Raw genomic sequence first — 14551 nt, forward strand, 5'->3', positions numbered from 1 at the left:
AAATTTAATTTCCTGATAAAAATAATTGAAGCTGCAAAAAAATTGCCAGCCATAATATTTTATAACTCTTATTCCCAGTATTTTTTACATGTTCTTTTAACATACTAAAATAAAGTGGAGTAGGTAAGTAAATTTTAATATCTAAACTACTGATTAACGAATGTTCTATAATTCAGGATATTCAGAAAAGAGGTGTTATTATGGACAATAAATTTAATAACCAGATCAATCATATATCAGGAAAGGTCAAAGAGGTTGCCGGAAAAGCAGTTAACTCAGACCAGATGGAGCTAAAAGGTAAGCTGCAGCAGGTGGGCAGTGATATCAGCCAAAAAGGGGAAGAAATAAAAGAAAAAGCTGCCGGAAAAGCAAACAAAATCATTGACAAAATAAAAAACGAGAGAGGATGGTAATAAGATGCCGGAGATTACTAATATTATTGTTTGGTTAATTCTTGGAGGTATTTCTGGTTGGATAGCCAGTAAGATTATGAAGAAAGACAGCCAGATGGGTGTCGGTATGAATATCCTTGTAGGTATAGTGGGTGCATTTATCGGCGGATGGCTGGCAGGTATTTTTGGTTGGGGACCTGCAACAGGCTTAAACATCTGGAGTTTTATCGTATCCGTCGTTGGTGCAGTTATACTGCTCTTTATTATCGGATTATTTAAACAGAAGGATTAACCTGAATATGTTGGAAAATGAGGCTGTTGCAGAATTGCAGCAGCCTCAACTTGTAACAGGGTTTATCAATTTGTTTTACTGCGTAACACCTAAGGAGTTGCTTCAAGCTGCAAATCACAACTCCTGGCAAAAACGGTTCTATGCTTTCACAGGAAGATCAGGTACGATCTTTCAGTTTAGAATAAGGTTTTACCTTTGCTACATTCTTATAGGCAGGACGAATAATCTTACCTGCATTAATGAGCTCCTCCATTCTGTGAGCACTCCAGCCGGATATTCTGGCGATAGCAAAGATAGGAGTATATAATTCAAGAGGCAGATCTAACATACTGTATACAAAACCGCTGTAGAAGTCCACATTGGCACTGACACCTTTATATATCTGACGCTCTTTCGCAATTACTTCCGGAGCAAGAGTTTCCACCATATTATAGAGTTTGAACTCTTTGGCACGTCCTTTTTCAACGGATAATTTTTCAACAAAGCCTTTAAAGATTTCGGCTCTTGGATCAGAAATTGAATATACCGCGTGGCCCATACCATAAATAAGGCCTGATTTATCAAAGGCATTTTTTTGAAGTAGGGCAGCCAGATACGCACGTACCTCATCTTCGTCATCCCAATCCTTGATGACATTTTTCATATCCTCGAACATTTGGATAACTTTAATATTGGCACCGCCATGTTTAGGACCTTTTAAAGAGCCCAAAGAAGCTGCCACGGAGGAATAAGTATCCGTACCTGTAGAGGTTACTACATGGGTGGTGAAAGTAGAGTTGTTACCGCCGCCGTGTTCTGCATGGAGAACAAGGGCAACATCAAGAATTTTAGCTTCCAGAGGGGTATATTTACTATCAGGTCTTAATAGATGCAGGATTAATTCGGCAGTTGAAAGATTAGGATCCGGAGTATGTATAACCAGGCTCTGTCCGTCATGGTAATGACTGTAAGCCTGATAACCGTAAACGGATAACAAAGGGAATAAGGATATCAGCTGCAGGGATTGCCTTAATACATTAGGCAGTGTAATATCATCCGCCAGATCATCATAGGAATACAGCGTCAGGACACTTCTTGCCAATGTATTCATCATATCCTTACTGGGAGCTTTCATAATAATATCTCTTACGAAGGAGGTTGGAAGCGAACGGTATTCACCTAATAATACCTTGAAATTCGTCAATTCTTCGACACTTGGGAGCTTGCCGAATAATAGCAGATAGGTAACCTCTTCAAAACCAAAACGATTATCTTCAATAAAACCCTGAACGATCTGTTTTACATCGATACCCCTGTAAAAAAGCTGTCCTTCGCAGGGAATGTATTCGGAGTCGACAATTAAGTGGGAACGGACTTCCGCTATTTCTGTTAGACCGGTTAAAACTCCCGCTCCACTGACATCCCTAAGACCTCTTTTTACCTGGTATTTGGTGTAAAGAGAGGAATCAATCACACTATTTTTGGCACAAAGCTCTGATAGCGCCAGAATCTCCGGTGTAATACTGGAAATGTTCATATTACTCATAACAGCCTCCTTTGGGGTATATTTTTTGTAATACTATGTATTATTTTGCATTTATTAGTATTATTTAATCAAAATTACTTTTCCTGCAAAACGATATAGTATATAGTTTAACATAAAAATGAGCATTCTACAAGTAATAAGGATAAAAATACAAAAAGAGTGCTTATAATTATACATTTTTCTGTGGGTTTTATATAGTAATAGAATGGAAGGTCCAGGTGCATATTTGCGTTGCATTTTTCTGGTAAAGCAAGTATGATAGAAGTGTAATAATAAATACTTTACTGGCAAGAATATACATAACAAATAAAGGCTAGAGAAGGAACAGGAGGCATAATGTTACTTGATGATTTTATTTATTTTAAAATAGGTAAGAAAAAGCATATTGCATTGATCGCTCATGACGGTAAGAAACAGGAATTGGTGAAATGGGCAGATAGACATAAGGATATACTAAAGAGTCATTTTTTATGCGGAACCGGTACAACGGCAAGACTTATCTCTGAGCAGACCGGTCTTCCCGTTAAGGGCTACAACAGCGGACCTTTAGGAGGTGACCAGCAGATTGGCTCAAGAATCGTAGAGGGAGGAATTGATTTTGTAATCTTTTTATGGGATCCTTTAGAATCTCAGCCTCATGATCCTGATGTCAAGGCATTATTACGTATTGCTGTGGTTTATGATATTCCCATAGCCAATAATCTGGCAACGGCTGACTTTTTGCTTGCGTCTTCCCTGATGGAAGAAGAGTACGACAGAAAGGTTGAGAATTTTAATAAAACAATGAAGGAGAGAATTGAAAAATTCTCTGCTCCGCAATAAGTCCGTTAACAGAAAACATGTTATGGGTTTTGTGATTTTGTATGTATGCTACCTTAGAAATTGGTAACAATGAAACTGTCTGATAATACAGAAAGGCATGGTGCAGAATGAGCAGAATTTGTTTTTTTGATACAAAGCCCTATGATAAGATTTATTTTGATATGTTTAAGGACAAGTTTGGATTTGAAATTGATTATTTTGAACCGAAGCTGAATGCAGCTACAGCCATTATGGCAAGAGGTTATGAAGTGGTAGTTGCTTTTGTAAATGATACCATTGATGCAAAGACCATAGATATTCTCTATAATGAAGGTGTAAGGCTAATAGCAATGAGGTGCGCAGGCTATAACAACATAGACTTTAAAGCGGCTTATAATAAGATTCACGTAGTCAGGGTACCTGCTTATTCACCATATGCAGTTGCAGAGCATGCAATGGCACTGCTCCTGACCCTGAACCGTAAGATACACAGAGCCTATAACAGAACCAAAGAGCATAACTTCAGTTTAAATGGTCTTACTGGTTTTGATCTGTATGGAAAAACCATGGGAGTCATAGGTACCGGTAAGATTGGCCGTGTATTCATTGATATCTGTAAAGGTTTTGGTATGAAGGTGCTTGCCTATGATCCATACCCTGTGAAAGATGCAGGTATTAATTATGTGGACTTAGATGAACTATGCAGGGAATCAGATCTGATATCACTCCATTGCCCTCTTACGAAAGAAACGAAGCATATGATCAATAAAGATACGATACAACAGATGAAGAAAGGTATCTATATTATCAATACTTCAAGAGGTGCCCTTATTGATAGCGAAGCTTTACTGAATGCTATTAAGGAAGAGCAGGTTGGCGGAGCAGTTCTGGATGTTTACGAAGAAGAAACGGAGTTCTTCTATGAGGATTTATCCGGAGAGATTATAAAAGATGATATCCTTTCAGGGTTGATATCAATGCCAAATGTAATCGTGACCTCCCATCAGGCATTTCTTACCAGGGAAGCACTGAATAAAATTGCTGAGATCACCCTTCAGAATATAAAGGATTATTCTGACAATGCAGGTCTTGCAAATGAAATCTGTTATCAGTGTATTAAATTAAATAATTGTGAGAAAACTGATAAGAACCGATGCTTTTAAGGTTGTAATCAATTTCATTTTATGCTATAATTTAACTGCTTTATAAGATGTTAGATGAAGGATAATATACCATATTATTCTCTGACGAAACAACAGAATAAAGAAAAAATACTACTTTAAGGAGGTGTTTTACATGAAATACGAATGCCCTTGCGGTTATATTTATGATCCAGAGACAGGCGATCCAGATGGCGGTATTGCACCCGGCACAGCATGGGAGGATATACCTGAGGATTGGGTATGCCCAGTTTGCGGATTAAGCAAAGATTCATTTACACAGATTTAATTGAAGTTGACATAAAAAAAGAGCTCATGCTTACTATAAGTGCGTGCTCTTTTTTCGATGTGCATACCAAATCAAATCAATGAGAAGCGGGAATCAGCTGTTAATTCTGATTCTGCAAGAAACGGAAAGTGGAGGATAAAGCTAAGATGAAAGAGTTAAAAGGCACACAAACAGAAGCTAATTTAAAGGCAGCTTTTGCGGGAGAATCCGAAGCGAGAAACAAATATACATATTATGCTTCAAAAGCGAAAAAAGAAGGTTATGAGCAGATAGCAGAACTTTTTCTTGAAACTGCAAATAATGAAAAAGAGCATGCAAAACTATGGTTTAAACTACTTCATGACGGTATGCCGGATACATTAACCAACCTTGCTGATGCTGCCGCCGGAGAGAATTACGAATGGACCCAGATGTATGACGAATTTGCTAAAGTAGCAAAAGAGGAAGGTTTTGACCAGATTGCAAGGCTGTTTGCAGGTGTTGCCAAAATCGAAAAAGAACATGAGGAAAGATACAGAAAGCTCTTAAAGAACTTGGAAGAGGGCGTTGTATTCTCCAAAGATGGTGATACTGTTTGGCAATGCGCTAACTGCGGACATATACACGTTGGAAAGAAAGCACCGGAGAAATGTCCTGTATGTGACCATCCACAGGCATACTTCCGTGTTCTCGCAACAAATTATTAATCATATCTGATAGGTGCCAAGGGCACGGAAAGGCAGGATATTATGAAGAAAGAAGCTAGATTTTATAAATGTAAACATTGCGGAAACATCGTAACATTTTTTTACGAGTCTGGAGCACCTTTAACATGCTGCGGAGATAAAATGGATGAGCTGGTTGCCAATACCACAGAAGCAGCTACAGAGAAACACCTTCCGGTAGTAGAAAAGGATGGCAATACCGTAACTGTCTGTATTGGAAGTGTAGAGCATCCCATGACAGAGGAGCACTACATACAATGGGTATATCTTGAGACCACAAAAGGTATTCTTGCACGTTTCTTAGAGCCTGGTGAAAAGCCTAAGGCTGTATTTAACCTGACGGATGAAGAACCGGTAGCAGCTTATGAATACTGTAATCTTCATGGACTCTGGAAAACTGTACTGTAAGAAGATTTCCAAACAGATAACCGGCCTTTTCGTGGTTTACGAAAAGGCCGGTATTTTATATAATAAACAGTAGTATAATGTAAACAGGATTTTACCGGCAGCAGTAAATGCAGGTATAGGGATTCTTAGAAATGAGGTAGCTATGGTAAATGAGCAGGATATAAACTACATTACCCACTCCCTGGGATTTTGGGAGGACCTGTCTGAAGGACAAAAAAACCGTTTATTAAACAGTACCGTTCCTGTCAGATATGAAAAGGGAGCAAAAATTCACAGCGGAAGCAATGACTGTATCGGAATCCTGTTGATTAAAAAGGGAGAGTTAAGGGTCTATATCCTGTCGGAAGAGGGAAAAGAAGTTACATTATTCCGCTTGAGAGATGATAATATCTGTATATTGTCTGCCTCCTGTATCCTGGAGAACATAACCTTTGATGTGCATATAGATGCGGAAAGTGACAGCGAAGTACTGCTTGTGGACGCTGCAGCCTATCAGCAGATATGTGTGCAGAATATTTACGCTGACAATTTCACCAACAGACTTATAATTGAAGCTTTCTCAGAAGTTATGTGGGCTATGGAGCAAATTCTGTTTATGAGCTTTGATAAAAGACTTGCAATCTTCCTCCTGGATGAAGCATCAAGAAGCGGCTCTGATAACATCGAACTGACCCATGAACAGATCGCAAAATATATAGGAAGTGCCAGGGAAGTAGTATCCCGTATGATGAAATACTTTGCAGGGGAAGGAATAGTGGAACTCTACCGCGGAGGAGTTAAGGTCGTTGATAAAAAGAAATTAAGAGAACTGATACCATAGGTTTATGAAGGTTTTTCGTAAGGTAGTAAGGTATCACAAATATCAATAATGTGGCATACAAATAAATAGAGGAATAGCAGGGACAAAAAAAGTAAAATGGTGATATTTATTAATATTCCCATTTTACTTTTTTTCTGCTGAAACCTGTAAAAAACATCTAAAGTAAATACTCATTGATATATCAATAAAATCTAGAAGCCTTCTTTTAAGACAAGGCTTCTGTAAATACTGACTCTACTGAATCTTTCGTTACAGCACCTTCATGAATCTTTATGGAATCCACGTAAAAGGTTGGAACATAGTAATAATCATATTGCGTTGCAATATCAGGATGAAGCTCTTCATCAATATACTGTATCTGTATATCTTTGTAAGCTGGATTATCTTGCAGCAGTTCTTCTATAAATCCGCGAGCCCTGAGGCAGTATGGACACCAGCTGGTTTCGAACATAATTATGTTTTTCATGGAATTTTCCTTCTTTCGTTGATTTGTTCAAGTAATATATGTATAATTAGTTGTATGCAATTTAATAATATATATACAAACACTATAGCACCTTTTAGGTTGAGTGTAAATACGCAGATGCAGTCTGTTCGTGGGACAGTCTTACCAATAAAGAGGTTTTTAGTTGACTATCAGAGAGTTTACGGCTAAAATGTTTCTAGGAATATTTAAGGAGGACGAAAAATGAAAACAACAGAGATAGCTGCAGGAACCTATCAATTGTCGGTTGATGTGGAAAATATCTTATTTGAAGGCTTATGGGATATACCCAAAGGAGTAACTTTAAATTCATATATAATAAAAGGTGAAAAAACAGCCCTAGTAGATGGAGTATGCGGTTGGGATGGAGTGCCTGAGAATTTATTCTCCCTGTTAAAAGAGCTGGAGATAGACCCTGCTTCCATAAAATATCTCGTAGTAAACCATGTAGAACCTGATCATTCCGGCTGGATTGAGTCCTTTAAGAAGATAAACAGCGATTTTCAGATTCTTTGCTCCAAAAAAGGAAAAGAACTGCTGACTGCATTTTATGGGCTTACAGATAATGTCACTGTAGTAGGTGATAATGATACTTTTGATCTCGGTGAAGGACATGTTCTTCAGTTTGCGGAAATTCCTAATGTACACTGGCCGGATACAATTGGAACCTTTGATCAGTTAACAGGTGTATTATTTTCCTGTGATGCTTTTGGTTCCTTTGGTAAATATGAAGGAAGAATTTATGCCGAAGAATTCAGTGAAGCAGAATTAAAAGAATATGAGAAGGAGACCATAAGGTATTATTCCAATATTGTATCCTTTTTCTCTCCTCAGGTAAAAACTGCCATAAAGAAAGTTGCCAATCTGCCTCTTAAGCTGATAGCTCCGGGACATGGACTCTGCTGGAAGAATACAAAAGCAGTTATGGATGCTTATGACGCCTATGCAGATTACCAGAAAGGACCTGCAAGGGAAGAGATAACCTTTATCTGGGGTTCCATGTACGGTATGACTGAAACTGCAGTTAAGGAGGCCCTAAAGGTTCTGGAAGGGGAGGACATAACGGTTCATGTTCACAGAGTACCGGAAGATTCCTGGGGTACAGTACTCACCTCTGCCTGGACTTCTACGGGTATTGTACTTGCAATGCCTACCTATGAATTTAAGATGTTTCCACCTATGAGTGCAGTCCTTGAAGAGCTTGGAAAGAAGAAGACCTTAAATCGTAAAGCCTTCCGATTTGGTTCCTATGGCTGGTCAGGCGGTGCGGAGAGAGAGCTTGCAGAAATCAACACCAGACTGAATATGGGCTGGGAGTTCTTAGAGCCTGTTGAGTTTAAGGGAATTCCCGCCAAGGAAGACTTTAAGAAAATAGAGATACAGCTGAAGGAACTTGTTAAACAGGTGAAGGAAGCTGTAAAAGGTTGATAGATAAAAAAAGGTGCCTAAATGGCATCTTTTTTTGTGTGTGAATGATGTACTTCAATAATTCACACTACTTTCACATAATGAACATACAAATTCTGTATCCTTTCTTTATAAGATTTATCAAACTATCGATATCAATAGAAAGGAAATGAGGTATTGTTTGAATGAGAAAGAGACGATTTGCACTTGTACTGTTCCTGGTAATAGCTGTGGCAGTTACTGGTTGCACAAAAGGAAAAAAGGAGCAGTCTTTGGATAATTCCAAAACGGAAACAGACAGTAACACGACTGAAGGAATCAGTTCAGGCAGTGAATACGCCTCCAAATTATTTGGTAAGGATGTTATAACAATTAAGATTACTGCGGATACCGATGACTGGTCCGGTCTTATGGAGAATGCAGAAGCGAAGGAGTATATAGAAGCAGACGTGACCATAGATGGGGTTACCTATAAGGATGTTGGTATTAAGACAAAAGGAAATACCTCCCTCTCCCAGGTGGCTGCCACAGACAGTGACCGTTACAGCCTTAAGATTAACTTTGACAAGTATGTAGACAATCAGAACTGCTACGGACTTGATAAGCTGGTACTTAATAATATCTTCGGAGATTCCACATATTTGAAGGAATATATGTCTTACGAACTCTTTCAGTATATGGAGGTACCAAGTTCCCTGCATACTTTTGCTGATATTTATGTAAATGATGAACATTATGGTTTCTATCTGGCACTGGAGGATGTGGATAATAGTTTTTTCGCACGTAATTACGGTGAGGATAATTCGGGTGTAGCCTATAAACCGGAAAGCTTTGAGATGGCAGGAAATGCAGGAATGGGGAACTTCGGTAATTTCGACCCGGCAAATCTGCCCGCTGAAAATAATGACAATAGTAAGACAGACGGTAAGAACTCAGAGGGTAGTAGTGCAGAAGGAAATGACAATACAGCAGCAGCACCCGATACGGGCAATCAGGCTGATGGAAGCAACCCAGTTGGGAACCAGGGACGGGCAAATGCCGGTGGTCCCAATATGGATATTACAACACTCTTTGCACTGGCAGATAAAGACGGGAAAGCGGTTGACTGGAATCAGGTGCTAACAGAGGGCTTTAACAGCCAAAGTGTTTCGGAATTGATACTAAAAGACGGAACTTCCGTCGCATTTGATTTCCGAGAACTGATGTCAATGGAGCTTTCAAATGTTACTGGATTGAAAGACGACAGCGGCAATCTCCTTGACATAAGCAGCTATACCTTAAGTATGAACCAGAACATGCAGCCGGCAGGCGGCGGGCAGAACGGTGCACCGGGCTTTGGAGGCCAGAATGGTGAAGAAGGCGGAAAAGGCGGTCAAAACGGAGGCAGTCTGGGTGTGGACCTGGTGTATAATGGAGATGATATAACCAATTATACCAATATAACTGACAATGCTCTGACAAAGGCTGATGATTCGGATTACACCAGATTAATTGCCTCCTTAAAAGGTATCAGTGAAGGGAAGGAGCTGGAAAACTATATTAATGTCGATGAAGTACTTCGTTATGCGGCAGTCAATGTATTTCTGGTTAATTTAGACAGCTACTTCTCTAATATGGGGCATAATTATGTTCTCTACGAAGATAATGGAATACTAAGCATGCTGCCCTGGGATTACAATCTATCCTTTGGTACCTTTAATATGAGTAATTCCTCCGAAGCAGTAAACTATGCCATTGATATGGTATTTAATAATGTTACCGCTGAAGAAAGACCGATTATTGGACTTTTACTGCAGAATGAAGAATATAAGGAACTGTATCATAAATATCTGGCAGAGCTTGCGGATTATGTTACCTCTGGCAAATTTGAGGAAAAGGTGGGTCAGCTCACTGCTTCCATTGACAGCTATGTAAAGAATGATACTACATCCTTTGATGGCTATGATGCCTTCAAAGAAGGAGTAACAGCGTTAAAGACCTTTGCAGAGCTGCGTGGGGAGAGCGTGACCGGCCAGTTAAACGGCAGTATTCCCTCTACACAGGATACCCAGTCTGGAAGCGATGCATTAGTAAATTCGGATAGCCTTGATTTAAGCAAGCTGGGAGGAATGGAAAACGGAAGAGGCCAGAATGGTTTCCAAGGGGGTATGGGTGGTAATAACCAACCCTCAAATGGAGGAAATCAGACAGAACTCTCCGGTGACAGCAGCGGAAACTAAAGTAGGAATAAATTTATTAAATGTAAAATCCTAACCTTATACCAGCGGTGGTTTACCAGCTGTATAAGATTAGGATTTTTATTATGTATAACACTTTAATTGTCTGTGTTTAACCTTTAATTCAGATCCTCCCAAGATCTTTTATGGAGTATTCCTGCCAGATAGAAAGCTCTTTCGCTTTAAGCAAATCTGAAATCGGAAATAAAACTTCTCCCGGATCAGATTGATAGCAAATACTTCTTCCGATTAAGAAAGAAGCTGCATATTCATACCAACTGTCAAAACCACTGTTTACAACAGCAGGAGTAATTTTGTTCTTTAAGATGTCCCAAGCCAAGCTTCGTGGCGGGTAATGTAACCTAAATATGGGATTATTTCTACTAACTATATTTAAATACAAACAAATAAAAACGTTTTCTATTAAAATATATAGAAATATAAGAACATATATTCTGTATTTGATATAATTTATCAAAATAATATATAATGAAATAACGAATATTATAAAAATATAAAAACATTTATAAATATAATATACAAATAACACAATTAAAATCGGATAAAACTAAAATAAAAATGTTTTTATATTGCCATCCTGCAAAATCCGTACTATAATCAATCTAGAAACATGGTATTTTAAGTATCTCAAAGGGATTGTCCGGTAAAGTATGATGCAGTATGAAATATGCAGTATAAAAGATGCAGTATAAAAGATACATTATAAATTATGCAGTATAAAAATGTTATCTAGAGGATGCTGCTAAAGGATACAGCTTAGGAAATGCGGATTAAGATAATGCAGCTTAAAATGCAAGGAAAGAAATGCAGATTACCAAGGAACATCCCGGGAAAGGAAAGGATTTATACATGAAGAATTATTACCTGGATGGAAAGGCTTACGTGCTGGAAGATTATCACAGACTGCCGCCTTTCTCAAGTTTTCTCCCCGGTCTTGCCGGAATCAAAGGAATTCCAATGTGGGTTTACTATACCAACAGAGGTCAAGGTGTGAACAGCTTTGGAGTACATCATAAAAACAATGCGATTATGGAATTCAATCCAGCCAATACAGCTTTTGAAAATACAGCAATTAAGGGATTCCGTACCTTTATCCGTAATAACGGAACAGTTTATGAACCTTTCTTCTCCAGCGTTACAGAAGCTAAAAGAAAGTTCGTAATCAGGCAGAACAGCTTTGAAATAGAAGAAACATCTGCAGCTTCAGGAATTAAGGTAAAGGTTACATATTATGTTCTGCCTCTAGAGGATATCGGAGCACTGGTCAGAAAAGTGGAGCTTACCAATCTTTCTGAAGAAGAGAAAGAGCTTGAGATCCTGGATGGATTGCCTAAGATTATACCCTTTGGCATGGCAAACAGTGCTTATAAGGAAATGTCCAATCTGTTAAAGAGCTGGTCGGATATCAAAAATATTGAGAATAATGTTCCTTTTTACGCAATGAGATCCTCCAGTGATGATTCAGCTGAGGTGGTGGAAGTTGAAGGCGGCTATTATTACCTTACAATTGCAGAAGGTGAGGTAACCCCTGTTATTTATGATGCAGAAGTGGTCTTTGGATATGATACTACTTTTATGACTCCGGTTCCATTCCTGAAAGAAGGTCTTGGCATTAAAGAAAAGAGTCAGTGTTTTGCTAATAAAGTGCCCTGTGGTTTTACGCCCCTAAAGACGAAACTCTCCTCCGGTGACAGCTACACCTTCCATACCATGGTGGGTTTTGCCCAGACAACAGAGCAGATTAATCAGAAACTTGAACTCTTAAAACAAGAGAACTACTTCTCTGAGAAGGAAAGTCTTGCTGCTTTATGCTGTGAGGAATTAACAAAGGATGTTAAGACAGTGACAGGAGTCCCTCTTTTCGACAGCTACGTAGAGCATTGTTACCTGGATAATTTCTTAAGAGGTGGTTATCCCTTTGTCTTTGGTGAAGAGGATAAAAAATCAGTCATTCATCTCTTTAGCAGGAAACATGGAGACCCTGAGAGAGATTATAATTTCTTTTCCATAAATGGTGAGTATTATTCCCAGGGAAACGGAAATTTCAGAGATGTTAACCAGAACAGAAGAAATGATCTGCTCTTTAATCGTCAGGTAGGAGACTTTAATATAAAGACCTTCTACCAGCTGATACAGATAGACGGCTACAATCCGCTGGAGGTAAGACCTTCAACTTTCAAAGTGGCAAAAGATAATATCGTTGAGGCAGAAGTGTTCCTAAAGGCAGCAGCGCCTGACGACTGGAAGGTTCTGTTTGATATAGCCAATAAGCCTTTTACACCCGGTAAGATAGCCGGTACCTTAAACCGTTATTCCATAAAGCTTACAATTTCAGAGGATGATTTCTTAGTAAAGCTGCTGGCACTGTGCGATCAGAATATAGAAGCGGGATTTGGCGAAGGATATTGGAGCGATCATTGGGACTATAATCTGGATCTTATCGAGAACTACCTTAAGATCTACCCTGATAAGAAGAAAGAGCTTTTATATGGAGATAAGTCCTACCGATATTATGACAGCCCGGCAAGAGTACTGCCAAGAAGTGAGAAATATGTAATATCAAAGGGTAAGTTAAGGCAATACGGATCGCTTTTACACGATCATGAGAAGGAAAACAAAGAAGGCTTTCATAAGAACGGAACCAATTGGCTGAAGAATAGGAACGGTGAGTATGTCCAGTCTTCCCTTATGGCTAAACTGATAAATCTGTCACTGGTAAAGTTTACCATGCTGGATCCGGAAGGTCTGGGGGTTGAGATGGAGGGCGGAAAACCCGGCTGGAATGATGCTATGAACGGGCTTCCCGGTTTATTTGGAAGCGGTATGGCAGAGACCCTTGAATTAAAGAGAACCCTGGAATTTGTAGTTAAGGCTTTGCCTCTTGATAAAGCATTTCTCTTACCGGCAGAAGTTTACAGTCTTTTGATAAAGACCAGGAAGCTGCTGAAAGAGCTTACGGATGGTGCAATTGCACAATTTGAATACTGGGATCTTGTTACCGCTGAGAGGGAGAAATTCCGAGATGGCGTAAGATATGGTCTGGACGGAGAAGAAGTACTGGTAAGCAGTGAAGAGGCTGCGGAAATTATAACCGCTTTTCTAAGCAAAGTCAGAGAGGGTATTGAGAAAGCAAGAGAAATTGGAGATGGAATCATACCGACTTATTTTACTTATCATGCAGATGCTTTTCTTCCTATTACCGATGAAGCAGGAAAGGAAATTATCACGCCTTATGGACTACCTGCCGGTAAGGTAAAGAGCTTTGAACGTGTAATGCTGCCTTTCTTCCTGGAAGGACCGGCAAGGTATTTCTCTCAGGTGGAGTCGGTAGAAGAAGCCCAGGCACTTCATCAGAAGGTAAAGGAAAGCGATCTTTATGATACCAAACTGAAAATGTATAAGACCAGCGTGTCTCTAGAGGATATTTCCATGGAAAACGGAAGAATCAGGGCATTCACTCCCGGCTGGCTGGAAAGAGAAAGTATCTTCCTGCATATGGAGTATAAATATCTATACGGAATGCAGACAGCGGGACTTTGGGAGAGTTTCTATGAGGAACTGGTCAATACACTCATACCTTTTCTGCCTCCCGAGATGTATGGAAGAAGTATTCTTGAGAATTCCTCCTTCCTTGCATCCTCTTCCAATCCCAATGAAGAAATCCATGGCAGAGGTTATGTGGCAAGGCTTAGCGGTTCCACCACAGAGCTTATCTCCATGTGGTCACTGATGTTTATTGGAAATACATTGTTCACCTCTGACGAAGAAGGACTGAAACTTCACCTGGAGCCGAAACTCCCGTCCTGGTTCTTCAACGAGGAGAAAGAGGCAGCCTTTACCTTTCTTTCAAATTGTACCATTGTGTATAAGAACGCCACCGGTAAGAACACCTATGGAGAAGACCGGGCTGTAATTTCTCACATAATCACAGAAGAAGGCAGGAGAATTGAAGGGAATATTATAAGCGGGGAAATGGCACATGCTGTAAGAGAAGGAAGAATTAAAAAATTAACAGCTTATTTCAACTGATTT

Annotated in this window: 13 protein-coding genes; 11 read left to right on the top strand and 2 right to left on the bottom strand. The window is 39.3% G+C overall.

Annotated elements, in window-relative coordinates:
• The first annotated feature begins 200 nt into the window (after nt 1-200).
• Complete coding sequence (locus BR73_RS0106760) at nt 201-413, top strand: CsbD family protein (RefSeq protein WP_033164915.1); 213 nt, start codon at nt 201-203, stop codon at nt 411-413.
• Nucleotides 414-417: 4 nt separating this feature from the next.
• Nucleotides 418-684, top strand: coding sequence for a GlsB/YeaQ/YmgE family stress response membrane protein (locus tag BR73_RS0106765; RefSeq protein WP_033164916.1), 267 nt, complete (start codon nt 418-420; stop codon nt 682-684).
• A gap of 157 nt (nt 685-841) precedes the next feature.
• Here BR73_RS0106765 and BR73_RS0106770 read toward each other — a convergent pair whose 3' ends face one another.
• Nucleotides 842-2209 (bottom strand): citrate/2-methylcitrate synthase, encoded by a 1368-nt coding sequence (locus BR73_RS0106770; protein WP_033164917.1) that lies wholly within the window; start codon nt 2207-2209, stop codon nt 842-844.
• A gap of 336 nt (nt 2210-2545) precedes the next feature.
• Here BR73_RS0106770 and BR73_RS0106775 point away from each other — a divergent pair, with 336 nt between their 5' ends.
• From BR73_RS0106775 to BR73_RS0106795, 6 genes are all read left to right on the top strand, one after another.
• A complete protein-coding gene (locus BR73_RS0106775; protein ID WP_033164918.1) occupies nt 2546-3031 on the top strand; it encodes a methylglyoxal synthase in 486 nt (161 codons plus the stop codon).
• 107 nt (nt 3032-3138) lie between these two features.
• Nucleotides 3139-4173 carry a 2-hydroxyacid dehydrogenase gene (locus BR73_RS0106780; protein WP_033164919.1) on the top strand — a complete coding sequence of 345 codons (1035 nt, stop codon included), beginning with the start codon at nt 3139-3141 and terminating at the stop codon, nt 4171-4173.
• Nucleotides 4174-4306: 133 nt separating this feature from the next.
• Nucleotides 4307-4459 carry a rubredoxin gene (locus BR73_RS28185; protein ID WP_081848559.1) on the top strand — a complete coding sequence of 51 codons (153 nt, stop codon included), beginning with the start codon at nt 4307-4309 and terminating at the stop codon, nt 4457-4459.
• A 146-nt stretch (nt 4460-4605) separates the two neighbouring features.
• Nucleotides 4606-5145, top strand: coding sequence for a rubrerythrin (gene rbr / locus BR73_RS0106785; protein ID WP_033164920.1), 540 nt, complete (start codon nt 4606-4608; stop codon nt 5143-5145).
• Between the two features lie 42 nt (nt 5146-5187).
• A complete protein-coding gene (locus BR73_RS0106790; RefSeq protein ID WP_033164921.1) occupies nt 5188-5571 on the top strand; it encodes a desulfoferrodoxin family protein in 384 nt (127 codons plus the stop codon).
• A gap of 142 nt (nt 5572-5713) precedes the next feature.
• The gene (locus BR73_RS0106795; RefSeq protein ID WP_033164922.1) at nt 5714-6391 is read left to right on the top strand and encodes a Crp/Fnr family transcriptional regulator; all 678 of its coding nucleotides are present in this window, start codon (nt 5714-5716) and stop codon (nt 6389-6391) included.
• 205 nt (nt 6392-6596) lie between these two features.
• On the opposite strand, the gene BR73_RS0106800 is transcribed toward BR73_RS0106795, so the two are convergent.
• Nucleotides 6597-6857 (bottom strand): thioredoxin family protein, encoded by a 261-nt coding sequence (locus tag BR73_RS0106800; protein WP_033164923.1) that lies wholly within the window; start codon nt 6855-6857, stop codon nt 6597-6599.
• A gap of 222 nt (nt 6858-7079) precedes the next feature.
• On the opposite strand from BR73_RS0106800, the gene BR73_RS0106805 reads away from it, so the two are divergent.
• From BR73_RS0106805 to BR73_RS0106825, 3 genes are all read left to right on the top strand, one after another.
• Nucleotides 7080-8303, top strand: coding sequence for an FprA family A-type flavoprotein (locus tag BR73_RS0106805; protein ID WP_033164924.1), 1224 nt, complete (start codon nt 7080-7082; stop codon nt 8301-8303).
• Nucleotides 8304-8467: 164 nt separating this feature from the next.
• Entirely contained in the window at nt 8468-10501 is a 2034-nt protein-coding gene (locus BR73_RS27195; protein WP_051685020.1) for a CotH kinase family protein, read from the top strand.
• An 822-nt stretch (nt 10502-11323) separates the two neighbouring features.
• Nucleotides 11324-14548 carry a cellobiose phosphorylase gene (locus BR73_RS0106825; protein WP_197032625.1) on the top strand — a complete coding sequence of 1075 codons (3225 nt, stop codon included), beginning with the start codon at nt 11324-11326 and terminating at the stop codon, nt 14546-14548.
• Nucleotides 14549-14551 lie beyond the last annotated feature (3 nt).

The sequence above is a fragment of the Clostridium sp. KNHs205 genome, assembly GCF_000702945.1.
Taxonomy (GTDB): domain Bacteria; phylum Bacillota; class Clostridia; order Lachnospirales; family Lachnospiraceae; genus Anaerocolumna.